We start from the raw sequence: 23,692 nt of genomic DNA on the forward strand, positions 1-23,692 counted from the left end.
CCGGGCGCAGCGCTTGCCCCGGCCCCCTGATCGCCCTGGCCTTACCCGTTCATTGGAGTCGTCATGACATCTCGCGTCGCATTGGTCACCGGCGGCACCGGCGGTATCGGCACCGCCATCTGCAAGCGTCTGGCCGACCAGGGCCACACCGTGGCCAGCAACTTCCGCAACGAAGAAAAGGCGCGCGACTGGCAGCAGCGCATGGAGGCCCAGGGCTACGCTTTTGCGTTGTTCCGGGGCGATGTAGCGTCGTCCGAGCACGCGCGCGCCCTGGTTGAAGAGGTGGAAGCATCGCTGGGGCCGATCGAGATCCTGGTCAACAACGCCGGCATCACCCGCGATACCACCTTCCACCGCATGACCGCCGAGCAATGGCACGACGTCATCAACACCAACCTCAATTCGGTCTTCAACGTTACCCGCCCGGTGATCGAAGGCATGCGCAAGCGTGGCTGGGGCCGGGTGATCCAGATCAGCTCAATCAACGGACTCAAGGGCCAGTACGGCCAGGCCAACTATGCAGCTGCCAAGGCCGGCATGCATGGCTTCACCATCTCCCTGGCGCGTGAGAACGCCGCTTTTGGGGTCACAGTCAACACGGTCTCGCCCGGTTATGTGGCCACCGACATGGTGATGGCGGTGCCGGAAGAGGTCCGCGCCAAGATCGTGGCCGATATTCCCACCGGCCGGCTGGGGCGCCCGGAAGAGATCGCCTATGCGGTCGCGTTCCTGGTGGCGGAAGAGGCCGCCTGGATTACAGGGTCCAATCTGGACATCAATGGCGGGCACCACATGGGCTGGTAACGTTTGCTGCAACTTTGCGGTGCAGCATGGATTTAGCGCAAAAACCATGCTGCGCAACATTTTTAATGTGTCCGCTTAAGCAAATAAGGCGGTTTGGCTGTTGCAACCGCTGCTGCGCTGCGCCATCCTGCGCGCACTATCAGTGTGAGTGAACGTTCCATGGCCGGACTTCGCATCATCAAGAAGTATCCCAATCGCCGTCTCTACGACACCGAGATTTCCAGCTATATCACCATCGAAGATGTACGCCAGTTGATCATCGACGGCGAAGAGTTCGAAGTCCGCGATGCCAAGAGTGGCGAAGATTTAAGTCGTGCCGTCTTGTTGCAGATCATTGCCGACCGGGAACAGGACGGCGAGCCGATGCTGTCCACGCAGTTGCTGAGCCAGATCATCCGGTTCTACGGAGACTCGCTGCAGGGTTTCATGGGCAATTACCTGGAGCGCAGCATGCAGGTGTTCCTGGACCAGCAGCAGCAGTTCCGCCAGCAGATGGGCAACCTGCTTGGGCAGACTCCGTGGGCGATGATGAACCAGCTCACCGAGCGCAACCTGGAGTTGTGGCAGGAGTTCCAGCGCAACTTCGGCGCCGGTTTCGGTCGCCCGGGTGGCCCTGGCACACCACCGACCCCGCCGGGCGCGGGCAGCATGGGTAGCGGCCCGATGGGCACCGGGACACACGGTGCATCGAACAGCCATACCGGTACCACTGGCAAGGCCCGCAACCGCGGATGACAGCACTGCTCGCGCCTGCCAGCCTTGGGCTGGACGCGCGAGCAGTCAACGGCCGGCCTGCTCCGCGCAGGCCGAGCAGATCCGTTCCACGTGGTAGCCACGCGCACGCAGGCGTTCCACCACGCCGTCAGTCCCCAACAGATGCAGCGCGCCCACCACGACCAGGGTGGTTCCACTACCCTTGCCCAGCTGCTTTTCCAGCCGCGGCACCCAACGCGCATTGCGTTCGACGTTGATGTCCTGATACAGCGCGGGGTACTGGCGACGCATGTCTTCGGCCATCTGCGTCGATAGCGTGCGCACGTCGCCATTGCGCCACGCCGCATGCAGCCGACGCAGCTGATCGGTGGTATCGGCTTCGTCCAGCGCCTCTTCCAGCAGCTGATGCTGCTCGGTGGGCGACATGCCATCGAGCAGGGTGATCTGTTCTTCGGCGCGCTCCAGGCCGTCGGCGGGCTTGCCCTTGGCCTGCGCCTGATCCATCAGGTAATGGTCCAGACCCGCGTTCGGGTCCATGCCCTGCCGGGTCATCTCGGCCAGGCTGATCGACAACGCAACAAACCAGGGCTTGAGCGACTGCAAGGCATCGATCGACATGCCGTGCTTGCGCGTGTACGCAACGAGCGCCTGCCAGGTCTTGGCATCCAGCACGTCCTGCAATGTGCGGCCATCGGTACGTCGCGCCACTTGCAGCATGCGGCTGGCCAGCTGCGGCGATTGCGCATCCGACGGAGGCAGCTCGAACAGCAGACGGTCCGCCTTGGCGAATGCCTGCATCACATCTGTGGAGAGCGGGTAATCGCTAGGCTTGAGCACATGGAACGAGCCCAGCAGGTAGAGCGTGCCGCCCTTGCCGTCGACCTTCCACAGCAGTGGCACCGGCGGGCCGGCAGGCGCGGCATTGGCATCCCGCGCCCAGACCGGCGCGACCGCCCCGCTCCACAGCGCCAGGCCGATCATCGCCCCGCTGCACCACGCAGCAACGCGCGCACGCAGGCGCACCTTCATCGCATCAACGCTCACTGTGTCCACCTCATCACGTCAGTGCGGCACCTTGTAGGTTTTCTCACCGGCCGAGACTGCCAGGTCGATCCGGTTTTCCGGCGGCGGTAGCGGGCAGGTTGCGAAGGGTGTGAATGCGCACGGTGGGTTGTAGGCGCGATTGAAGTCCACCACCACATGACCGGAGGCATCCGGCACCTCCAGGTCCAGGAAACGCCCGGCCGGATAACTGCCGTGCCCACTGGTGCGGTCGGCGAATACAACGAACGCCGGCCGCCCGGGTTCGCCGATCGTCTCCAGGCGATAGCTCTTGCCGTCGCGTTCGAAGACGACGGCGCCGGCATTGGACTGCGCACTGGTGATGCCGACGATGTCCACGATCGGAATGGTCTTGCCGACATCGTTGGGCACATAGCGTGCGTCGATGCGCCAGGACCGATCTGCCGGCCAGTATTCCAGCCCGGCGAACTGACTGCGCGATGGCGCGTCGGCGTGCTTGACCCGCAACGCGTACCGGTCGCCACGACGGATCAGGCTGAGCACGCCCTTGCCATCGTCGAAATGGATCAGCGTGGGCTGCGGATCGCGATCGGACTGAAAGCGGATCCTGCCGGTCAGCGGCTTTCCATCCACGGTGAGCGCGGTGCCACGTTCGGGGACGAACCACACCGCCCCGCTCTCGCTGGAGACCATTCCCATCTTCGGCGGCCCGACCGCAAGTCGGATGCCGCTGTCGGCACTACTGCCGATGTAATGCGCCTTCAGCGACAGCCAATGCAGTCCGACCAGGCTGGTCCAGCCATCGGGCGCGCGCAGTTCGCTGATCCGGCTTTCGCGCCAGGCAGCGTTGTCGGCCAGGAATGTCTTGTCCAATGCGACCGGTGCGGCGGGCGGCGGCGCATTGCGCCCACACCCGACCAGCGTCGCGGCCACCCACATGCCCAGCAGCCAGCCTTTCCCCCTGTGCACCGCCATCACCGCCCCCTGAGAAACCAACGATCGATATCGCTCAGCGTAAACCGAGCCCAGGTGGGTCGGCCATGGTTGCATTGGCCCGAGCGCTCGGTGGCTTCCATATCGCGCAGCAAGGCGTTCATTTCAGGCACGGTCAGGCGTCGGTTGGCGCGTACCGCGCCGTGGCAGGCCATGGTGGAGAGCAGTTCGTCGCGTGCGCTGGCGATGCGGCGACTCTGGCCGTGCTCGCGCAGGTCTCCCAGCACATCGCGCAGCAACGCCTCCGGTTCGGCATTGGCTAGCAGCGCAGGAATGCTGCGCACGTGCAGCGATTGCGGGCCGGCGCGGGTGATCTCGAAACCGAGCGTTCCCAGCGTCTCGGCCTCACGTTCGGCGGTATCGGCCTCGCGCTCGCCCACGGCCAGCGTCATCGGTACCAGCAACGGCTGCGCATGCAGACCGATGCTGTCGTGGGCGTGCTTGAGCCGTTCGTAACCAATGCGTTCGTGCGCGGCGTGCATGTCCACCACGATCAGGCCTTCGGCGTTTTCGGCCAGGATGTAGATGCCATGCAACTGCGCCACCGCGTAGCCCAGCGGCGGCACGCCGCTATCTTCTGCCGTCACCGGCAGGCCAGTCCCGGAGAACTGCGGCAAGCTGGAGGACTGCTGCACACTGCCCGGTAGCGGTGCATACAGCGCGCTATAGGCTGCGCGCGCCTCGTCCACGCGCAGACCCAAGGGTGACTGCGAGGGCGTCCAGTTGGCATAGCTGCCCGAGCCACCTCCATTGCCGGGTGTGCCGGTATACGGTGTGACAGCGCCGCCAGGGAGGTTGCCCATTCCGCCAGCAGCCAGGTAGCCGGCGCCGTCGTTACCGATGCTGTTGGGCGTGGCGCCGGCGCGGGTCTGTGCCAGCGCATCCTGCAAGGTGCGATAGACGAAGTCGTGGATCAGCCGCGCCTCGCGGAAACGCACCTCGTGCTTGGCCGGGTGCACGTTGACGTCCACGCGCGCCGGGTCCAGCTCCAGAAACAGCACATATGCCGGCTGACGGCCATGGAACAACACGTCGCCGTAGGCCATCTTGACCGCATGCGCCACGCTGCGATCGCGTACCGAGCGTCCGTTGACGTAGAGATATTGCTGGTCGGTACTGGCACGCGAGTAATGCGGTTGCGCTACCCAGCCATGCAGACGCAGCCCGGCGCCGCTATGGTCGACGCGCAACGCCTGCCGTGCGAAATCCTCGCCCAGGGTTTCGCCCAACCGCGCATCCGAATACAGATCGCCCGGCTTGTAACGACGCGACGGCTTGCCATTGTGCGAGACGCGCAACTCCACATCCGGGCGCGCCAACGCCAGCGAGCGCAGCCACTCTTCGATATGTCCAAGCTCGGTGCGCTCGGCACGTAAAAACTTGCGCCGCGCCGGCACGTTGAAGAACAACTCGCGGACTTCCACCGTGGTGCCGGGCGCGTGCGCATGCGGCGTCACCTCGCCAAGCCGCCCGCCTTCGATCTGCAACGCCGCCCCATGCTGGGCATCGTGACGGCGCGAGATCAGCGTAAAGCGGCTGACCGAGGCGATCGAAGGCAAGGCCTCGCCGCGGAAGCCGAGCGTGGCGACGGTTTCCAGATCGTCCAGCGAAGCGATCTTGCTGGTGGCATGCCGCGACACTGCCAACGGCAGCTCATGGGGCGGGATGCCGCCGCCGTTGTCGCGGATGCGGATCAGGCGCACGCCACCCTCTTCCAAATCGATGTCCACGCGGGTGGCACCGGCATCCAGGGCATTTTCGACCAGCTCCTTGACCACCGATGCGGGACGCTCGACCACTTCGCCGGCAGCGATCTGGTTGATCAGGATCTCGGGTAACTGACGGATCGCCATCAGCGTACGCTTCGGCGCTGCCAGCGCAAAACAGGGTGCATCGCGGGTGTAACAGGCAAGACGAACGTCGGCACGGCAATCCGGCGGCGCGCAGGCGCCGTCACTCAGGGAATCAGTGCCGAATGATAGCCGAGCGGGTCAGCGACTGCCGCCGGCCACGGTGCCGACGGCATCGGCTTCGGCCTGCGCGCGCGCGGCAAACAGGGTGCCTGGCGGCGGTTGCCGGGTAAAGAACGTATCGATGCCATCCAGCACGGCGGAAGCAATCTTGCGCTGGTAGGCGGGGTCGATCAGGCGCCGTTCTTCGTCCGGGTTGGAGATGAAGGCGGTTTCGACCAGCATCGCCGGCATATCGGAAGTACGCAACACTGCGAAATTGGCGCGTTCCAGCTGCGGCTTGTGGTTGTTGCCGATGCGCTTGAGCCCACCCAGCACATGGCCAGCGGCGTCTTCGGAAGCCTTCATGTGGCCGCTCTGTGCCAGGTCGAGCAACACATTGGCCAGCGTGCTTTCGGTCTGCTGCAGACGTACGCCTCCGACCAGGTCGGCCGCGTTTTCCTTGTCGGCCAGCCACCGCGCACGTTGCGAAGAGGCGCCCTTGGTCGACAGCACATACACCGACGAGCCGGTTGCACTCCGATTTTCTGCAGCGTCGGCGTGGATGGAGATGAAGATGTCGGCCTTGGCGGCCCGCGCCTTTTGCGCACGCATCGGCAAGGGAATGAACACATCGGTATCGCGGGTCATGTACGCCTTCATGCCAGGCGTGGCGTTGATCTGGCGCGCCAGTTCGCGGCCGACAGCCAGCGTCACGTCTTTTTCGCGCTTGCCGGTCGGGCCCATTGCGCCTGGATCCTGGCCGCCATGGCCGGGGTCGATGGCCACGATCAGCGGTCGCATGCCCGGGGCCATCTTGACCCGCGACGCCTCGCTGGGCAGCACAGGGCGCGGTGGCAAATCGTCGTCTGCACTGGCGCCGGGCGCAGTACCCAAGACGGCAGAACCACTGCCGGCGGCCGCCATTGGCGTGCTCCCGCCGTTCAAGATTGCGGCAGCCGATGCGCCGCCCGTGGACGTTGCACCGGCCGCAGGTGTGGCGGAGCTCACAGCGACACGATTCGCGGGATTGCCGATCGAAGTCGTCTGCGTGGCGGCCGGTGTTCCCGGGCGCGGGGTCGGCACACCGGTCGCCACAGTGGTTGGCACCGGCGCGGGTGTGACGGTCGGCATCGCCGAAGCAGGCACGACGACCGGCGCGGGTGACGGTGTTGGCGCAGGCGTTGGCGGCACCGACGAGGCACGCTGCGCGGACGCAGCCAGGGCCGCGGTTGCACGCGCAGCTTCTGCCTGTGCGTTGACGGGACGTGGCGGCGGCAGTGCAGCAGGCGTGCTGGCCGCAACAGGCGGTGTATTCGCCGGAACAGGATCGCCCGGCCACTCGATCACCAGCGTGGAGGCACTGCCCAGCGTCTGCATCTGCGGCTTGAGCGCGGTCACCGGGCTTGCCAGTTCGAACACCACCCGGAAGGTCCCCGGCACTGGCTGCCCAGTGCGCACCGAGGTGACTAAGCCGCTCGCCGGCGGCAACTTCAAGCCACGGGCGGCGGCCGAATCCGGGAAATCCACCACCAGGCGGTTGGGGTTGGCCAACGACAGCGTCTTGAAACCACCGCTACCCGCCAGCTGAATTTCTGCACGCGTCCCGGTGGCACCGGTGCTGACACCAACGCCCTTGATTTCACCAGCCCACGCAGCAAAAACCGCCAGGCTGAGGCTGGCGGTCAGGACGGAAGCGCAGAACTGTCGGATCCCCGGTGTCATGGCGCTGGATTCAATCATCCAACTGAGTGAATTGCAAGGTGATTTCCCTTAATAATCCGTAACCTGGCGTTCATTGTTCTTGTCCGCTGACAAAAAGAGGCTGCAACTCGACCCGTTGGGCTACCGCATGCAGCCAGTCGCGCCCGGCCAGGGTCCGGCCCAGCAACCGTACGCTGCGCCCTTCGCCTTCTACGGCCAGTTCCACGTCTAGGTCCACCGGCGGCAAGGTGCCTGCGCCGCGCTCCGGCCATTCGACCAGCCACAGACTGGCACTGCCCTCGTCCAGGCCGAGGAAATCCAGCTCGCCGGCATTGCCGATGCGGTACAGATCCAGATGCCAGGCTTCGTCGCCGCTACTGAGCGGATAGCGCTCGACCAGGGTGTAGGTGGGGCTGCGGATGGGGCCGGTGACGCCAAGTGCGCGCAGCAGCGCGCGCGCCAGCGTGGATTTGCCGGCGCCCAGGTCGCCATGCAACTGCACCATCGCCGCGGCGGGCCGCACTGCGGCCAGGGCGCGACCAAGTGTTTCGGTGGCCTCGGCGTCGATCAGATGTGCGTCGAGCTGATTCATGCGCCGGCTCCGGCATTGGCGAGGCGACGCAGGTGCAGCAACAGGTCGGTGGGCAACAATCCACGCTCGCCCTCGCATGCGGCCGCATCGCCGGCGCAGCCGTGCAGCAAGGCGCCAAGGCTGGCGGCATCGAAGGCCGACCAACCCTGCCCCAACAATGCGGCGATCACCCCGGTCAGCAGGTCGCCCATGCCGCCGACGGCCATGCCGGGGTTGCCGGCGTCGATGATGCGCGGCACTGCGCGGGGAGCAGCCACCACTGTGCCGGCTCCCTTGAGCACTACGACTGCGTCAAAGCGCTGGGCCAACGCGGTGGCAGCGGCGAGCCGATCGCGCTGTATCTGCGCGGTGGGCAGTCCCAGCAGCCGTTCTGCCTCGCCGGGATGCGGTGTCAGTACGCGCGGGCCGTGCGGCGGCGCGGAGGTGGCGGCCAGCAGATTCAGGCCATCGGCATCGATGACGACCGCGCTGTCCGAGCCCAGCACGCCCTGCCACAACGCGCGCGCCCAGTCGTCCTGGCCCAGTCCCGGCCCAAGGGCAACCACATCGGCAGCGTCGGCCAGTGGGCCAATGTCGTCGTCGGCCTGCACGGCGCGCACCATCGCTTCGGGGCAGCGCGCCAGCAGCGGGGCGACATGCTCGTCGCGGGTGGCGACCTGCACCAGCCCGGCGCCGCTGCGCAGTGCCGCTTCGGCGGTCAGCATGATCGCGCCGCCGCTACCGAGATTGCCGCCCACGCACAGCACGCGCCCCGATTCGCCTTTGTGCGTATTGCGCCGTCGCGGCCGCAAGTGCGCTGCCCGGGCGTCGCTGTCCCAACCGTGTGCGGCCGGGTGCAGCCCCTCGAATGCGGAGGCCGGCACGTCCAGCGATGCAATGCCGCGTTCGCCCGTATATTCCAGCGCGTCGCCGGTATACAGGCCGATGTGCGGCACGATGAACTGCAACGTGACCTCTGCGCGCACCGCGGTCTCGAAGGCGACGCCGTGGTCCGCATCGATCCCGCTGGGCACATCCAGCGCCAGCACCGGGGTGCCGGCCGCGTTGATGGCCTCGATCAACGCGGCAGTCTGTACATCCGGTGCGCGGTTCAGGCCGATACCGAACAGCGCATCGACGATGACATCGGCCTGCGCCAACGCGTATGGAAACAGCTCGATCGCGCCGCCAACGGCCAGATAGTCGGTGCAGGCGCGCTGTGCCAGCGCCGAAGCTGGGCCGTGCTCGGGCAAATGCACCACGCACACCTGGCGTCCGGCGCGCTGCGCCAGTCGCGCCAACACGTAGCCATCGCCGCCGTTGTTGCCGGTGCCGCACACCACCACGAGGCGGCGCGCCTGCGGCCAGCGTTCCAGCAACCACTGCCAGGCGGCCTGCCCTGCGCGTTGCATCAAGGTGTAGCCATCGCCACCCAGCAGCGCGGTGGCCTGCGCATCGAGCGTGCGCGCGGCGGCGGTATCGTAAAGAGCGAGCGGTGCGTACATGCCGGGAATTCTATACTTGTCGCCATGTCCGCCGTCCTCGCCCGCCCCGACCCCACCGATGCTGCCGCGCGCATCCGCGTGCTTGCGCGCGAAGCGGGCTTTCAACGCTGCGGCATCACCGGTATCGAACTGGGCGAAGACGAAGCGCATCTGCGCAGCTGGCTGGCAGAAGGCCTGTACGGCACGATGCACTGGATGGCCCAGCATGGCGACAAGCGCTCGCGCCCGCAGGAGCTGGTGCCGGGGACGTTGCGGGTGTTGTCGGTGGGCATGGATTACGGCCGCAAGGACGACACCGAGGCCTGGACGACCTTGCACGATGGCACCCGTGCCTACGTGGCGCGTTATGCATTGGGCCGCGATTACCACAAGCTGATGCGCAACCGGCTGCAGAAGCTGGCCGAGCGCATCCAGGGCGAGATCGGCGCATTCGGCTACCGCGTGTTCGTCGATTCCGCACCGGTGCTGGAGCGCGCACTGGCCCGCAACGCGGGGCTGGGCTGGATCGGCAAACACACCTGCCTGATCGACCGCAACGGCGGCTCGTGGTTTTTCCTGGGTGAGATCTACCTGGATCTGCCGCTGCCGATCGACACCCCGGCCACCGCGCACTGCGGCACCTGCACGCGCTGCATCGACATCTGCCCGACCCAGGCCATCATCGCGCCGTATCGGCTGGATGCGCGGCGTTGTATCGCCTACCTCACCATCGAGCACGATGGCGCAATCCCGGAAGAGATGCGCAAACCGATCGGCAACCGCATCTTCGGCTGCGACGACTGCCAGTTGATCTGCCCCTGGAACAAGTTTGCCCAGCGCACTGACGAGGCGGACTTCCGCGCCCGCAACGCGTTGGACGTGGCGACATTGCCGCAGCTGTTCGCTTGGGATGAGGCCGAGTTCTTGCAGCGGACCGAAGGCAGCCCGATCCGCCGCAGCGGTCACGCCCGCTGGCTGCGCAATATCGCAGTGGGATTGGGCAATGCGCCCGGTACGCCGGAAGTGCTGGCGGCGTTGGAGGCGCGTCGGCACGACGATTCGGAACTGGTGCGCGAGCACGTGGGCTGGGCGCTGGCGCAGCACGGTCTCTGATCCGCAGGCATCGCGTTGCCTGCGCAGCGCGCGCCACCGCTCCTGCCGGTAAGCGCGCGCCGCAGAGAGCTGCTGGTAAACACGCCATTGCGGCAAGACTCCACAGGCGCAGCCGCAGTCGCGGGGTGTTCCCGGCGGCCGATCACCATAGATCTTCGCCACTGCGGGATAATGCGGCGATGGCCGACCGTAACCAACAGATCCTCACTCCCAGCCAGCTCAACACGCTGGCGCGCGACCTGCTGGAGGGCAGCTTCCCGCTGGTGTGGGTGGAAGCCGAACTGAGCAGCGTCACCCGCCCGTCTTCTGGCCATCTGTATTTCACGCTCAAGGATGCGCGCGCGCAGATCCGCTGCGCGATGTTCAAGCCCAAGAGCACCTGGCTGAAGTTTCAACCGCGCGAAGGCCTGCGCGTGCTCGCACGCGGCCGTTTGACCCTGTACGAAGCACGCGGCGACTACCAGCTGGTGCTCGACCATATGGAAGAAGCCGGCGAAGGCGCGCTGCGGCGGGCCTTCGACGAACTGCGTTCGCGGCTTGCGGCAGAGGGCCTGTTCGACGCCGAGCGCAAGCAACCATTGCCCGCGCACGTGCAGCGTCTGGCGGTGATCACCTCGCCCAGTGGCGCAGCCGTACGCGACGTGCTCAGCGTGCTGGCACGGCGCTTCCCGCTGCTGGAAGTGGACCTCTTGCCATCACTGGTGCAAGGCGACAGCGCCGCCGCGCAAGTCACCTCGCTGCTGCAGCGCGCCGATGCCTCCGGGCGCTACGACGTCATCCTGATCACGCGTGGCGGCGGCTCGCTGGAAGATCTGTGGGCGTTCAACGACGAACGTTTGGCGCGTGCGATTGCCGCCGCGCAGACGCCGGTGGTGTCGGCGGTCGGTCACGAGACCGACTTCAGCCTCAGCGATTTTGTAGCCGACGTGCGTGCGCCCACGCCGTCGGTGGCGGCCGAGTTGCTGGTGCCCGATCAACGCGAACTGGTGGCACGGGTGCGGCGCGCGCGTGCGCGCATCGCCCAGCTGCAGCAACATGCTTTGGGCAATGCGATGCAGCGTGCCGACCGGCTGGCATTGCGCTTGCGTGCACACAGCCCGCAGGCACGATTGCAGTTGCTGCAGCGCCGCCAGGAGGACGCCGGCAGGCAGTTGCGTGCGCACATGAGCCAACTACTGGAGCGTCTGCAGGCCCGCGTGCAACGCGGGCAGACGCGCCTTACGGCACACAACCCGCAACGCAATCTGGCCAATTTGCAGCAGCGCCTGCGCGCAGTGCACCCGCAGGCGGCCATGCAACGGCGGCTGCAGCACGATCAACTGCGGTTGCGCGGCCTGGTGCGCTCGCTGGAAGCGGTCAGCCCGCTCGCCACCGTGGCGCGCGGTTACGCCATCGTGACCCGCCCCGCCGATGGCAGCGTGGTGCGCAGCGCCGCAGATGTGACGCCCGGCGAGCGCCTGCGCGCGCAACTGGCCGATGGCAGCATTGCCGTGCGGGTCGAGCCTAGCGACGACTGACGGCAGCAGTGCATAGCAGGCTGACCTACAGCGCGTTGTCGTACCGCGGGCGGTGTCGTCGCCACGATAGCGCCCGGCGAGCGCGCATCGTCACGCACGTATGGGTGCTTGTGGCCGATAACCAGTAGCGCGCAGGCAGACCGCAAGCGGTATCGTCGCAATGCTGATGCGCAGCGATGGCGTCTAGCAGTGTCGTCAGGCGCTCGGCTAACGTGTTGCCTACTTGCAAAGCGCCCACCCGGCAGCATCTCCACCCGCCCCGGACTTTGCTCTCAGGTGGAGAGCATGACCACACCCTAGCCGTGGGCAGTCACCTGCGCCGCATGCCGCCAACCTTGCATCAGCAATCCAGCCAGCACTACCGGATCATGATCGAAGTGATGCCCGCCGGGCCGCATCACGACCTCAACGCCGCGTGTGCGCAGTTCCGGGCACAGCGTGTCTTTTTCTTCGCTGCCGTAGATGCATTGCAGACGATGTGCATCCAGTGACTGGATCGCAGGTTCGACATCGCGCTCGGCATCGTTGTGCCAACCCAGCCAGCCGCCGACGCGAACCTTGAAGTCGGCCTGATGGCCAAGCCCCAGCAGGCTGACGAACTGCACCGAGGCGCGCCGCTGAGGCGACACCTCCGGATAGGCGAACGGCAATATGTCGGCGCCGAATGAGTAACCGACCAGCGCCACGTGCCGGATGTGCCAGCGTTGCTGATAGGCGGCGATCACCCGGTCCAGATCCGCGCCTACTTGCTGCGGGGTACGGCTGGCCCAGAAGTAACGCAGGCTGTTCCAGCCCACCACCGACACGCCCTGCTGCTGCAATTGCGCGGCAATACCCTTGTCCAGCTCGCGCCAGCCGCCATCGCCCGACAGCATCACCACCAGCTTGTCGCTGCCGGGTGCGTGCATTTCGACCAGCGGCAGGTCGCCCAGACCCTGCGCCTGCGCCGCCTGGAAGTGACCGCGCGTTGCCACAGCAATCTGCATCGGGCTGGCGTCGTCGACCAGATCGTCCAGAAAGCCCTGATTGGCATCGGGCACGTCGCGCGAACACGCCAGGCCCGCATCCTTGGTGCCGGCATCGGCCACCACCGCGCCGCCGAGCACGTCCGGTGCCGCCGACGCCAGGGCCTGACGCGCCAGCACAGCGCCATCGCCCTGCCCCACCAGCACCGGCGGCAGGAAGGCATCCACGTGCTCGGCACGCAGCAACTTCTTGCCGAGCCGCTCGGCGTCGTCGGCCAGCGAGCTGCATGCGGCGTGGTGCGAGCGCACGCGCTCGCGGTAGCTGGCGGTATCGACCACTGCGACCAGCGCGCCGTCGTTGCTCAGCATGTCGGCCAGTTGCTGCGCCTGCTGCGGATGGCCACTATCGGGCAACAGCACCACCATTGCCTTGGGCGTGCCTTCCGGGCGAAGCACTTCCACCGAGCGATAGTGCCCGGCGGTGTTGCCGTCCTGCAGATGTCGCGCCACGGCAAAGCCACTGCCGCCGATCAGCAAGATCGCCACGACCCAACGAAATATCTTGATCCCCATGCCCATCACGGCAATTCCTGGAAGCGCTCGCACTTCGACCGCACCAGCCACGAGCGGTTCCGCCACAGGCGCTCATCGTTCGCTACGGTTAAGCCAACACTCCAGGCACGTCACGCGTGGCGGCCGAGCTGGCGCGGCACGCAGTCTGCGTTTGCCCTCCGCCATGCCCTTGAGCACGGCCAGGAACTCGCTGCATCGAAATCTCGACTGTAGTGGGTCGTCCCAGGACCACTGTTTGGGTGAGATGGGCGGAATCGAACCGCCGGCCTGAAGCCCCTATCTGCTCAAAACCTTCGCGCCAGCGAGCGCCCTCCCGGCAGCGCTCGCTGGTGGTGCGAAAGAAATGGCTAGCTCGTCCAGCCTCACCCGCGTCTGACCCGTCGGGGGCAACCCACATCCCGGTACTGCGAGTCCCGCGGTCGCACCGTCGATCTGAGAGACGCTCTCCAGCAACTGCAATGGCGAGCCGGGTGCGAGGACCATGCAGTTGGCCGAAAATAGCGCGCGTGATCCATATCGGGCGTTTCTAGATCCCGCGCGCGAGCCGGAAGCCAATGCGCGCACTGGTGGTATCGGAGTCCTGCGATTGCCGCCAGGCCGCACGCGTCTGCTGCGGCGAATTGGCCCAGCTACCGCCGCGAATCATGCGCTGCCGGCAACCGGGGTTGAACCATGCCGCGCCGTCGGCCGGTGCTCGCCGGTAGCTGGCGTGCCAGCAATCGGCCACCCATTCGCTCAGGTTGCCACCCATGTCGTGCAGGCCCCAGGCATTGGCACGAAAGCTGCCCACCGGTGCCGGCCCCCAAAACCCATCGCCGTAACCGACAAAGCCGTTGTTCCAGTGCCTGCCGCTGCGCGAGACATCGTTGCCGCCCGTGAAATTGCCCGCATCGGGAGGGGGCGAGCCGGCCTTGCCCCAGGGATAGCGCCCGGTGGTGCCAGCGCGTACTGCGTACTCGAACTCGGCCTCGCTGGGCACGTGGTAATGGCGGCCGGTCTGTTCCGACAGCCATGACGCATACGCCTCGGCGTCACGGATGCTGACGTGCATCACCGGGCTGTTGGGCGCGGCTTGGGCGCCGTTGTAGTCGGACTGCCAGTCCACGCCGCTGCGGCGGATGAAGTTGCCGCTGCGCTCGTCGTACACCACCGAGTGGCCGCGCCGTGTGGCACGTGGACGCGCGCCGGTGGCTTCGACAAACTGGCGGAACTCGGCCACCGTTACCTCGGTGATCGACAGCGCGAAGCCGCGCGAAAAGCGCACGTAATGCGCAGGGCGCTCGTTATCGGAGGCGCCTGGCTCGGTGTCGCTCGCACCCATCTGAAAGGCGCCATGCGGCACCACGATCATCTGTGGTCCGCGGCCACCGACCTTGAGCCCGTCGGTGAAGACCTGCCCGGGCCGGAAGCTGCCGTAGTGGGTTGCCAATTCCAGGCGGCGCCGTAGATCGCCGGCCATCGGGTCACCGGGGTCGGCGATGCGCAGCACTTCCGCCAGTGTTTCGCCGGCAGCCTTGAGCCCACGTGGCGAGGTCAGATCGTGTAGACCGGCATCGTGCAACGCAGCGATCTGCCCGCGCCGGGTGCGCTCGATGCGCGCGCGCGCATCGGCAATGGTGGGCGCACGGTCACGCACCTGCCCGGCCATCTGAAGCCAGTACCGCGCGCCGATGAAATCGGCGGCGTCGGCAGCCTGTTCGGCGCGTTCCAGCAGGCCGCTTTCCACGGCAGCCAGCCCCTGGCGCGTGCGTGGGTTATCAGGATCCAGTTGCGCGGCATCGCGAAAATTTGCCAGCGCGCCATTGCCGTCTTCGCCCAGGCGGCCACCGCGCAGATCTTCTTCGCCGGCGCGGTTGAAACCAAGCACGCGTTGCGCGGTTTCCACCTCGCGCTGCAAGGCGCGCACCGTCGGGTCCTGCGGCGCAAGCGCCAAGGCCACGATGGCGAGCTCTCGCGCCTGTTCGAGCGCATCGTCTTGCCGATCAGTCTGTGCGACCAGCGCTTGCCCGCGTTCGATCAAGCGTGCGCGTGCCTGTTCCAGGCCACGCTGACTGGCCGCATCCTTGCCACCGGCACGTTGTTGGATGGCCAGATACAGCGGAATCGCATCGTCTGCATCGCGATACAGTCGGTCTTCCTGCAATGCCTGGCCGGCGCGCTTGCGGGCCTGCGCCAATGGCTCCTCACCCAGGTCAACCGCCGGCGGTTGCCACTGCGCCACCGTCTCGGCGGATTCTTCGCCACCGATGGAGACGTTCGGCTTGCTCGGTTGGGCCGACGCTGCAGGCTGACGCGCAGGGGCCGGCGCCGGTGCGGGGGCACGCGTACAGGCGCACATGCTGAGCGCGACCAATGCCCACGCTGCGATCCGGTTACCGCACTTGCCCACCACCTGCTCCTTCCAGTGCTCTGCCGCACGACAGGCGATCGCGACGTTAGGCTATTCTGCGCGTTCTGCGCAAACCCTTGCTGTCGACGGAAATCACGTGCCCCATTGGATCACCCACCCCTCCGAGCTGACCGAACGCCTACAGGCAGCGCGTCCTTCGCGCATCGGCCTGGATACCGAATTCATTCGCGAACGCACCTACTGGCCGCAACTGGCCTTGGTGCAGATGGCCATCGGCGAGGAGATCCTGTTGATCGACCCGCTGATCCCGGGCATGAACGAGGCGCTCAAGGAGTGGTTGACCGCCACCGACATCGTCAAGGTGATGCATAGCGCCAGCGAAGACCTGGTCACCTTCAAGTGCGCATGCGGCGTGTTGCCACGCCCGCTGTTCGACACCCAGATCGCTGCCGCGCTGGCCGGTGTAGGCGGCGGCATGGGCTACCAGAAGCTGGTGCAGGAAGTGACCGGCACCTTGCTGACCAAGGGCGAGACGCGCTCGGACTGGATGCGCCGCCCGCTGTCGGCATCGCAACTGGAATACGCCGCCGACGACGTGCGTTACCTGTTCGCGATTCACGACGAGCTGTCCCGCCGCCTCACCGAACTGGATCGCCTGGGCTGGCTGGCCGAAGATGCCGAGCGCCTGCTTGCCACGGTCGAGCACGATGATGGCGAGCGCTGGCCGCATGTGAGCCTGCGTACCGCGCAGTTTCTGGAGCCGGCGGCGCAACGGCGGCTGCTGAGGCTGCTGCGCTGGCGCGACCTGCAGGCGCGCCAGAGCGACCGCCCGCGTAGCTGGATCCTGGACAACGAACTGGCCAGCCAGCTGGCGCGCTTTCCGCCCGCGGACCTGGACGCCCTGCTGCGACAGTTCGACAAGTTCCCCAAGGCGCCACGCAAGCTCGCCAACGCGGTGTGGGACGCGCTCAATACGCCATTGCCCGACGAAGACACTGCCCCGTTGGCGCAGGCCGCCACCGATGGCAACAAAGCCTTGCTCAAGCGCTTGCAGGATGCGGTGGCGCAGCGCAGCCGCGAACTCGGCCTACCGGACGGACTGCTCGCCTCGCGCCGGCACCTGGAAACCCTGATCGAGCAGCACAGCTGGCCTGCCGCACTAGGCCAGTGGCGTCGCGAGGTGCTGGAAGCGCAGTTGATGCCGTTGCTGGCCGACCAGACGGCGCAATAAGCGGCGTGACGCAGACAAAAAAAGCCCGCAGCGATGCGGGCGTTCTGTTTGCAGGGTGCGGCCTCATTCAAGGCGATTCAGCCCCATCAATCCTGCGTTGCCCAACGTGCCAGGTTCTGCTGGAGACGATCGATCTCTGCCCACGGGTCCTTGCGCCGACGGCGCAATTTCTCCGGCACATCCCGCAAGCTGAAGGCATCGGCGCGGTGCAGCTTGGGTAAATCCGACCACGGCAGCGGCAACGCGACCGGTGCGCCCGGCCTGCCCCGCAACGAATACGAGGCCACCGCCGTGGCGCCGCGTCCGTTGCGCAGGTAATCGACAAAAATGCGTTTGTTGCGAAAACGCTTGGTGGCCGTGGCGACGAAACGCTCCGGCTCGGACTGCGCCAGCGCGTCGGCAAAGCCCTTGGCAAAGCGCTTGGTCAGCTCCCAATCGCAGCCCGGGTTCAACGGCACCACCACGTGGAGGCCCTTGCCCCCGGACACGCGCAGGAACGACTCTAGCTCAAGCTGCGCAAGCAGCTTGCGGATATCGGTGGCGGCACGTTTGACCTCGGCAAACGGCACATCCGGACCTGGATCCAGATCGAATACCACTCGGTCGGCAATATCCGGGCGCGCCGCGTGCGAACCCCAGGGATGGAATTCCAGCGCATTGAATTGCACCAGCTCCAGCAGCCCGGGCGCATCGTCGACCACCAGATAGTAGGCGTTGCTGCCGGTCTCTTCCTTCAGCTTGACCGAGCTGACCCGTTCCAGCCCGGCTGTGTGGTGTTTCTGAAAGAAGCAGGGTTTTTCCGCCCCATTCGGGCAACGGATGATCGACAACGGGCGACCGACAATTTCCGGCAGCACATGGTCCATCACTGCTTGGTAGTACTCCCAGACATCGCCCTTGGTGGCGCGGATGTCGGAGTAGATCAGTTTGGCTGGGCTGGAGAGTGCTGGTAACGGCGCTGCCATCGAGGTTGATGCCAGCGGCCTGGCAGAAGCAGTCTGTGCGCTGTTGCGTCTGGACAGACGCGGTTTCGCAGCCGCCTGCTCCACAGCGGTTGCGCCACCCGACGCATCGGTGTCGCCCAGATCGGCGATGCGCTTGTCCGGCCGCAAGCTCTTGAACGAGGCTTGGCGCAACAAGTGTTGCCCGCCAACGCCACGGTAGAACACCTCTACCACAAAGCGCGGCGCAAACCAGGTCGCGCCGCGGAGATCGGTGTCTTCAGTGGGGATGTAGGCGGTGGGTTTGCGTCCGCCACCGTCCAGCTGCTGCGTCACCTCGCGCATCAACGCATCGGAAAAACCGGAGCCCACCCTGCCTACGTACAGCCATCCGTGCGTTGCGTCAGGTGTCGCCAGCAATAGCGAGCCGAATCCGCTGCGGCTGCCCTTGGGCGCGGTGTAGCCCACCACCGCATATTCCTGGCTCGCCAGCTGTTTGGTCTTGCGCCAATCGTCGCTGCGGCCGCCGCGATACGGCCGGTCCGCACGCTTGGAAATGATGCCTTCGAAGTGCTGCTGGCCTGCCACCCGGAACGCCTCTGACCCATCGCCCTCCACATGCGAGCTGTAGGCAAGATGCGCGTTCGGCGTCGCAGCCAGCACCTGCTGCAAGAGCTGCTTACGTTCGACTAACGGGGCCTCGCTGATATCCACGCCATCGATATGCAGAAGATCGAACACCGCGAGCGCCAGCGGCACCTGACGCTCGCCGGACAAGGTGGCCTGCAGCAAATTGAAATCTTCCTTGGTGCCGCGGCCGGCGATCAATTCGCCATCGAGTTGTGCCGAGCGCAGGCCCAGCGACAGGATTGCATTACGAATCTCCGGGGCCTTGTCCGTCCACTCCAGCGCGTTACGCGACCACAGCCGCACTACGCCGTCGCTGATCGTCGCCAGTATCCGGTAGCCGTCCCACTTGATCTCGTGCACCCATTGCCCGCCATCCGGCGGCGCCTGGCCCAGCTTGGCGAGCTGCGGCGCGAATGGCGCATCGTCCATCTCCGCAGCGCACGCATTGGTCAATGCAAGCGCCTGCTTTGCCCAGTGCCTGCGCTTGCCGGCGCGCGGCGCTGGCACGTGCGTAAGCGCCTTGCGCTGGGCCTTGCCGGCACCCGCACGACGGACGTCTTCCGCCGGCGCTGCGGCGACATCGGCAAGCAGATCGTCGGCCTCCAAGGTGCTCGCATAGGCATCGTCTTCTTTGAAGAGCAGCCACTGCGGCTGCCGTGCCGGCTTTCCGGAGCGCACCAGATGCCAGCCACCCTTGAGCTTGTCGCCAAACAGTTCAAAGCGCAGATGACCCTTGGCCAACTGCGCTTCCGGGTCGCCTGCAGTCGCCCACACGCCATGATCGAACTGGGCCACATGCCCGCCGCCATACTCGCCCTTGGGGATTTCGCCTTCGAAGCTGGCGTAGTCGACCGGGTGCTCCTCCACCTCCACCGCCATCCGTTTGACCTTGGGGTCGTAGCTCGGCCCTTTCGGTACCGCCCAGCTCTTGAGCGCGTCACCTACCTGCAGGCGGAAGTCGTAGTGGCGCCTGCTGGCATGGTGCAACTGCACCACGAAGATCGCTCGCTGTCCGGCGGGCACGGTCTTGCCAGGCTCGGGCTCGCGGGTCTTGTCGCAGCTACGCTTGCGTCGGTACTCGCTCAGGCTCATTTTCAGCGCGCGGAGCTACTTGCCCAGATGGGCGCGAACGGTCGCGGCCACCGGGCCGACCTTCTCCACGGCAGCGCGCAATTCATCCGCGCTGACTCCCAGTGTCTTGGTCCAGTACTGCAACTCATAGGCTTCGTTGACGTTGATGCGGTCGCGGTCTGGCGAACCGGTGTTGCGCTTGTCATCGCTCATTGCGTGCTCCTGTTATCGTCATGGTCGGGCTTGCTGCCCTGTGGATAAGCAGGGCGCGCCTTTACGACAATGGGAAAGCGTCCGAGCAGGCTTCGTGAAAAGTCTGTTCACGCTACGTGCAAGCAGCCCTGCACGCAGCGGTCTCTCCCCGGACCGCATGCCATAATGGCGCGCGCCCTAGGGCGACGTCTCCACTCTTTTCCGAGGCCATACCTCTGTGAGCAATACCTCTTCGAAACTGGATTCCATCGCGCAAGCCAAAGCCAAGCTGCTGGACGAACTGCAGAAGCTGGAAGAACAGGAGAAAACCGAGCGCGCGAGCGAGGCATCCTCTGCGCATGCCACCATCGTCTCGCTGCTCGAGCAGTTTGCCGGCCATTTCAACACCAAGCAGCGCAACGATATCGCCGCCTATCTGGGCACCACTTCCGCGCGTAAGGAAGTGGTCAAGAGCGGCCGGAGCGAAGTGAAGCCGAAGTACGAACTGCCGCACACCGGCGAGACCTGGTCCGGTCGTGGACGCACCCCGAAGGCATTTGCCGCCTGGGAAGGCTCGGTGTCGTACAAGGAATGGAAAGCCAAGAACCCGGACCTGAAGTTCCCGCTGGTTCGCGAGTAATTCATTGCGGGATTGCGCCAGTTGGCGTGGTTCGCTGCCGGTTGCCTTGGCGAACCGTGCGGCATGTGGTTAGAATCGAAGCACGTGGGGCGGTAGCTCAGCTGGGAGAGCGTCGCGTTCGCATCGCGAAGGTCGAGGGTTCGATCCCCTTCCGCTCCACCATCTTTCCGTCCTAGACGGTGCAAACCAGGCCAGAAAGCCCTGCAGAATTAGGCTTTCCGGCCTTTTTTGTTTCCGAGGCAGTCTAGCCGAGACCGCGCATATCCGGCGGTAGCTGGCGGTAATTTTGGCGGTAGCTGGGGCATCCCCTACCCTGTTACCGTCAAGGAGCCACTATGCCTCTCACCGATACCACCATCCGTAAAGCAAAACCCACCGCCACGCCCCAGAAGCTGCGCGACGGCAACGGCCTGTATCTACTACTACGACCCGACGGCGCACGCTGGTGGCGCTACGACTACCGCCGCCCGGTCACTGGCAAGCGGAATACTCTGTCATTCGGCACCTACCCCGAAGTGAGCCTCGCAGATGCACGGGAGAAGCTGGCGGAAGCACGTCGGCTGCTTGCGGCCAAGGTAGACCCAGGCGAACAGCGAAAGGCCGTCAAGGCCGCTGGGGAGGCCGCCGCAGCGAACAGCTTCGAGGTAATCGCCCGAGAGTGGTTCGCCAAGCAGCAGAAGGATTGGAGTTCCCAGTACGCGGACAAGATCATCCGCCGCTTGCAGAGCGACATCTTTCCCTGGATCGGCAGCAGCCCCATCGCTGCCATTACCGCCCCGGAACTGCTGAAGCACTTGGAGCGAATCGAGCAGCGAGGTGCCATCGAGACAGCACACCGTGCTTTGCAGACCTGCGGCGCAGTCTTTCGATACGCGGTGCGTACTGGACGGGCCGAAGCCGATCCGACGGGCGCACTCAAGGGAGCACTGACACCCTGGAGATCCATGCCGTTCGCTGCTGCCACCACCTCAGAGGAAGCTACGACCGTGCTGCGGAAGATTGACATCAGCACCAGTCGGCCAGTGGTCAGGAGTGCCCTGCGACTGGCACCGTTGCTGTTCGCCAGACCCGGCGAGCTTGTCCGCATGAGGTGGACGGAGCTGGACCTTGATGCCGGACAATGGCGCTACTTCGTGACCAAGACCAAGCGCACTCATATTGCGGCCCTTTCGACTCAGGCAATAGAAATTCTGCGCGACCTGCATCCTCTCACAGGGCGTGGCGAGTTCGTATTCCCTGGTGGGCGCGACCCTCGCAATCACATGTCAGGCAACGCTATTCTCGTAGCTGCGCGCCGCTGCGGTATCGAGAGAGAAGAAAGCACCATTCATGGCTTTCGGCACATGGCTAGTACGCTGCTGAACGAAATGGGCCTCTGGAACGCTGACGCAATCGAATCAGCGCTCACCCACAAGATGCCGGGAGTGCGAGGAATTTACAACCAGGCTCAGTATTTAGATGAGCGTCGGAAAATGATGCAAGCCTGGGGCGACTACATACAGGCGCTGAAATTTGATGGCAAAGCACTCACAGATAAGAAAGCAGCGTAAGGAAGCCCCAAAAATGAACCCCCTGATAAACATTAAGCAATCACTCTACATGCGTTGGTACGAGGAGTATAGAGAACGCCGCTACCTCCACGGAGTGCCCGACGATATAGTGGCTCAGCGCGCCCGCGACCTGATATCCAACATACTAACCTTGGAACCCAATGGAAAAATTGGATGCGTTCAGGGCGATGCCCAGACTGGAAACTTTCTTTGGCGGCTTTTCTCTCACATTCTTGAGGAATCACGCCTTAGGACTGGGAGCCATCAAGGAATATTCATAAGATGCGGACTCAAAGACACGCCAACCCCAAAGCCCACCACTCCTAACAGCCCCGCATCTGCAGCCATCCTACGCCTACAAAAAAATAAACCCAAGGAACGCTACCTCTACAAATTCGGAGAAAGCAAATGGATGCAGGCACTGTTAGAGCGCGGAGAAATTCGCATAGCCCCAGCTTCTCTATACAATGATGATTCACTGGGCGCAGCTATTGCAGACGACGAGCTTTCTTACGACTTAGAAACTAGCGCATTTGAGGACGACATACTTTCATTGAATCCGTTCAAAACACGACTTATCGACACGTTTGGGCCTCCAGCATCGAAGCCACAAAAAGTAGTCATGGAGACGAATTACTACGTATGGTGCGCTAGCTTTGGCTTAAACCTCCGTCTATTCGACGACTTCAATGCTGACTCAGTATTAGTAATACGAAACGTTGGGGAATTTTCACGACGGCTACTGAAAGCACTTCAGCCTCATTTGCATAGCTGGCGCTTCGCACCATGCGCAGTTCATTACTTTGATCCTTACCACCCATCAAGAAAGACGCAAAGTGTTTTCACTTGCAAACACTTCAAGTACCTCTATCAAGAAGAGCTTCGCTACGTCTTTCTCCCGCCAACCCCTACAAAAAACTTAACACCATTATTCCTAAAGCTTGGCCCTTTGAATGACATTGCTGAGCTTATATATAGAAATGGTCTCAAGCCGAGCTAAGGAACGCAAGGGGCATCTTTTACGACAAAGGCAAGTACAACAACCCGTCATTGCATACAGACTCATCTGTATCGTTTTAGCCTTCAGTGAATCGATGCAACTCTTAAGGCCGCGAATACTACAATAAGCAAGACAACAACCCCCATCGCCACCTGAAATAAAATCAGTTGGCGCGGGTTCCTTCCAATTCTTGATGTCAATTTTCTTGAAATTAAGCTAATTACGCCAAGCAACAGCACAATAATAGGAATCGCAACTAACGTCCCCACAGCACCTCCGTTAGAGTTTACAACTCGAAATAATTGCAAAATCATGCAAGAAAGATTTCATTTTTCCGGCGTCCCAATACATTGAAATTCGGCCGTTACACGCCTAGACCCGCAGTTCCCAAAGCCTCGACGAGATAGGCATTCGGTACTCTGCGACCCGAACGGCTCTGCCCCTTCATAACCCCAATTTCGGCACTTCTGCTCAGCGAGTTGAATTGCTTGCTGCTCGCTCAGATCAGGACGCTGGAACTCATTGCGCTCGTACGAAAGCGCGATCACACCATCTGCGCGGCTCGCTTTGGTTACCAGCCAGTCGGCGTGAGTGGCACATGCGCCGACAAGCAATACGACGGCCGCCGCAGCGCAAAACTTCAATTGCATGGTGACCCCCTTTGGCGTTCGGACCCT

At 64.4% G+C, this 23,692-nt stretch carries 19 protein-coding genes and 1 tRNA gene; 9 read left to right on the plus strand and 11 right to left on the minus strand.

The genetic code is table 11. The annotated features are described in order from the left end of the window. Positions 1-63: 63 nt before the first annotated feature. Together phbB and phaR are read left to right on the plus strand one after the other, a co-directional pair. Positions 64-804: a beta-ketoacyl-ACP reductase gene (phbB, locus tag BJD12_RS03055; protein WP_005994383.1), complete on the plus strand. Its 741-nt coding sequence runs from the start codon at positions 64-66 to the stop codon at positions 802-804. Positions 805-963: 159 nt separating this feature from the next. After that, positions 964-1,539, plus strand: a complete 576-nt coding sequence (gene phaR / locus BJD12_RS03060; RefSeq protein ID WP_005994381.1) for a polyhydroxyalkanoate synthesis repressor PhaR — start codon at positions 964-966, stop codon at positions 1,537-1,539. A 45-nt stretch (positions 1,540-1,584) separates the two neighbouring features. On the opposite strand, the gene BJD12_RS03065 is transcribed toward phaR, so the two are convergent. The 6 genes from BJD12_RS03065 to BJD12_RS03090 form a co-directional block, all read right to left on the minus strand. Next, entirely contained in the window at positions 1,585-2,547 is a 963-nt protein-coding gene (locus BJD12_RS03065) for a TraB/GumN family protein (RefSeq protein WP_005994378.1), read from the minus strand. Positions 2,548-2,580: 33 nt separating this feature from the next. After that, positions 2,581-3,516, minus strand: coding sequence for a DUF1684 domain-containing protein (locus tag BJD12_RS03070; RefSeq protein WP_005994376.1), 936 nt, complete (start codon positions 3,514-3,516; stop codon positions 2,581-2,583). Next, a complete protein-coding gene (mutL, locus tag BJD12_RS03075; RefSeq protein WP_005994374.1) occupies positions 3,516-5,387 on the minus strand; it encodes a DNA mismatch repair endonuclease MutL in 1,872 nt (623 codons plus the stop codon). The genes BJD12_RS03070 and mutL overlap by 1 nt, the downstream gene beginning before the upstream one ends. A gap of 138 nt (positions 5,388-5,525) precedes the next feature. Continuing rightward, positions 5,526-7,208, minus strand: a complete 1,683-nt coding sequence (locus BJD12_RS03080) for an N-acetylmuramoyl-L-alanine amidase (protein ID WP_172797200.1) — start codon at positions 7,206-7,208, stop codon at positions 5,526-5,528. A 70-nt stretch (positions 7,209-7,278) separates the two neighbouring features. Beyond that, positions 7,279-7,779, minus strand: a complete 501-nt coding sequence (gene tsaE / locus BJD12_RS03085; protein WP_005994370.1) for a tRNA (adenosine(37)-N6)-threonylcarbamoyltransferase complex ATPase subunit type 1 TsaE — start codon at positions 7,777-7,779, stop codon at positions 7,279-7,281. Continuing rightward, the gene (locus tag BJD12_RS03090) at positions 7,776-9,263 is read right to left on the minus strand and encodes a bifunctional ADP-dependent NAD(P)H-hydrate dehydratase/NAD(P)H-hydrate epimerase (RefSeq protein WP_039424772.1); all 1,488 of its coding nucleotides are present in this window, start codon (positions 9,261-9,263) and stop codon (positions 7,776-7,778) included. The genes tsaE and BJD12_RS03090 overlap by 4 nt, the downstream gene beginning before the upstream one ends. Before the next feature lie 24 nt (positions 9,264-9,287). On the opposite strand from BJD12_RS03090, the gene queG reads away from it, so the two are divergent. Together queG and xseA are read left to right on the plus strand one after the other, a co-directional pair. Beyond that, entirely contained in the window at positions 9,288-10,355 is a 1,068-nt protein-coding gene (gene queG, locus BJD12_RS03095) for a tRNA epoxyqueuosine(34) reductase QueG (RefSeq protein WP_039424775.1), read from the plus strand. Between the two features lie 179 nt (positions 10,356-10,534). Then, positions 10,535-11,872 (plus strand): exodeoxyribonuclease VII large subunit, encoded by a 1,338-nt coding sequence (gene xseA / locus BJD12_RS03100; protein WP_005994364.1) that lies wholly within the window; start codon positions 10,535-10,537, stop codon positions 11,870-11,872. A 296-nt stretch (positions 11,873-12,168) separates the two neighbouring features. On the opposite strand, the gene BJD12_RS03105 is transcribed toward xseA, so the two are convergent. Next, positions 12,169-13,416 (minus strand): AcvB/VirJ family lysyl-phosphatidylglycerol hydrolase, encoded by a 1,248-nt coding sequence (locus tag BJD12_RS03105; protein WP_005994362.1) that lies wholly within the window; start codon positions 13,414-13,416, stop codon positions 12,169-12,171. Positions 13,417-13,936: 520 nt separating this feature from the next. Then, entirely contained in the window at positions 13,937-15,748 is a 1,812-nt protein-coding gene (locus BJD12_RS03110) for a formylglycine-generating enzyme family protein (RefSeq protein WP_052318601.1), read from the minus strand. A 148-nt stretch (positions 15,749-15,896) separates the two neighbouring features. Here BJD12_RS03110 and rnd point away from each other — a divergent pair, with 148 nt between their 5' ends. Then, entirely contained in the window at positions 15,897-16,991 is a 1,095-nt protein-coding gene (gene rnd / locus BJD12_RS03120; protein ID WP_005989730.1) for a ribonuclease D, read from the plus strand. Between the two features lie 86 nt (positions 16,992-17,077). On the opposite strand, the gene ligD is transcribed toward rnd, so the two are convergent. Continuing rightward, positions 17,078-19,654 carry a DNA ligase D gene (gene ligD / locus BJD12_RS03125; RefSeq protein WP_005989732.1) on the minus strand — a complete coding sequence of 859 codons (2,577 nt, stop codon included), beginning with the start codon at positions 19,652-19,654 and terminating at the stop codon, positions 17,078-17,080. Between the two features lie 15 nt (positions 19,655-19,669). Continuing rightward, positions 19,670-19,846 (minus strand): DUF3606 domain-containing protein, encoded by a 177-nt coding sequence (locus BJD12_RS03130; RefSeq protein WP_005989734.1) that lies wholly within the window; start codon positions 19,844-19,846, stop codon positions 19,670-19,672. Between the two features lie 217 nt (positions 19,847-20,063). Between BJD12_RS03130 and BJD12_RS03135 the strand changes: the two genes are divergently transcribed. From BJD12_RS03135 to BJD12_RS24050, 4 genes are all read left to right on the plus strand, one after another. Further along, positions 20,064-20,465, plus strand: a complete 402-nt coding sequence (locus tag BJD12_RS03135) for an H-NS histone family protein (protein ID WP_005989736.1) — start codon at positions 20,064-20,066, stop codon at positions 20,463-20,465. An 86-nt stretch (positions 20,466-20,551) separates the two neighbouring features. After that, a tRNA-Ala gene (locus BJD12_RS03140) sits at positions 20,552-20,627 on the plus strand. Between the two features lie 173 nt (positions 20,628-20,800). Continuing rightward, positions 20,801-22,015, plus strand: coding sequence for a tyrosine-type recombinase/integrase (locus BJD12_RS03145; RefSeq protein ID WP_005989738.1), 1,215 nt, complete (start codon positions 20,801-20,803; stop codon positions 22,013-22,015). Positions 22,016-22,028: 13 nt separating this feature from the next. Next, on the plus strand, positions 22,029-23,015 hold the full coding sequence (locus BJD12_RS24050; protein WP_126936611.1) for a hypothetical protein: 987 nt from the start codon (positions 22,029-22,031) through the stop codon (positions 23,013-23,015). 326 nt (positions 23,016-23,341) lie between these two features. Here the strand turns inward: BJD12_RS24050 and yecR are convergent, their stop codons facing one another. Beyond that, positions 23,342-23,665 (minus strand): YecR family lipoprotein, encoded by a 324-nt coding sequence (gene yecR / locus BJD12_RS03155; RefSeq protein WP_074052451.1) that lies wholly within the window; start codon positions 23,663-23,665, stop codon positions 23,342-23,344. Positions 23,666-23,692 lie beyond the last annotated feature (27 nt).

The sequence above is a fragment of the Xanthomonas vesicatoria ATCC 35937 genome (assembly GCF_001908725.1).
Lineage (GTDB): Bacteria > Pseudomonadota > Gammaproteobacteria > Xanthomonadales > Xanthomonadaceae > Xanthomonas > Xanthomonas vesicatoria.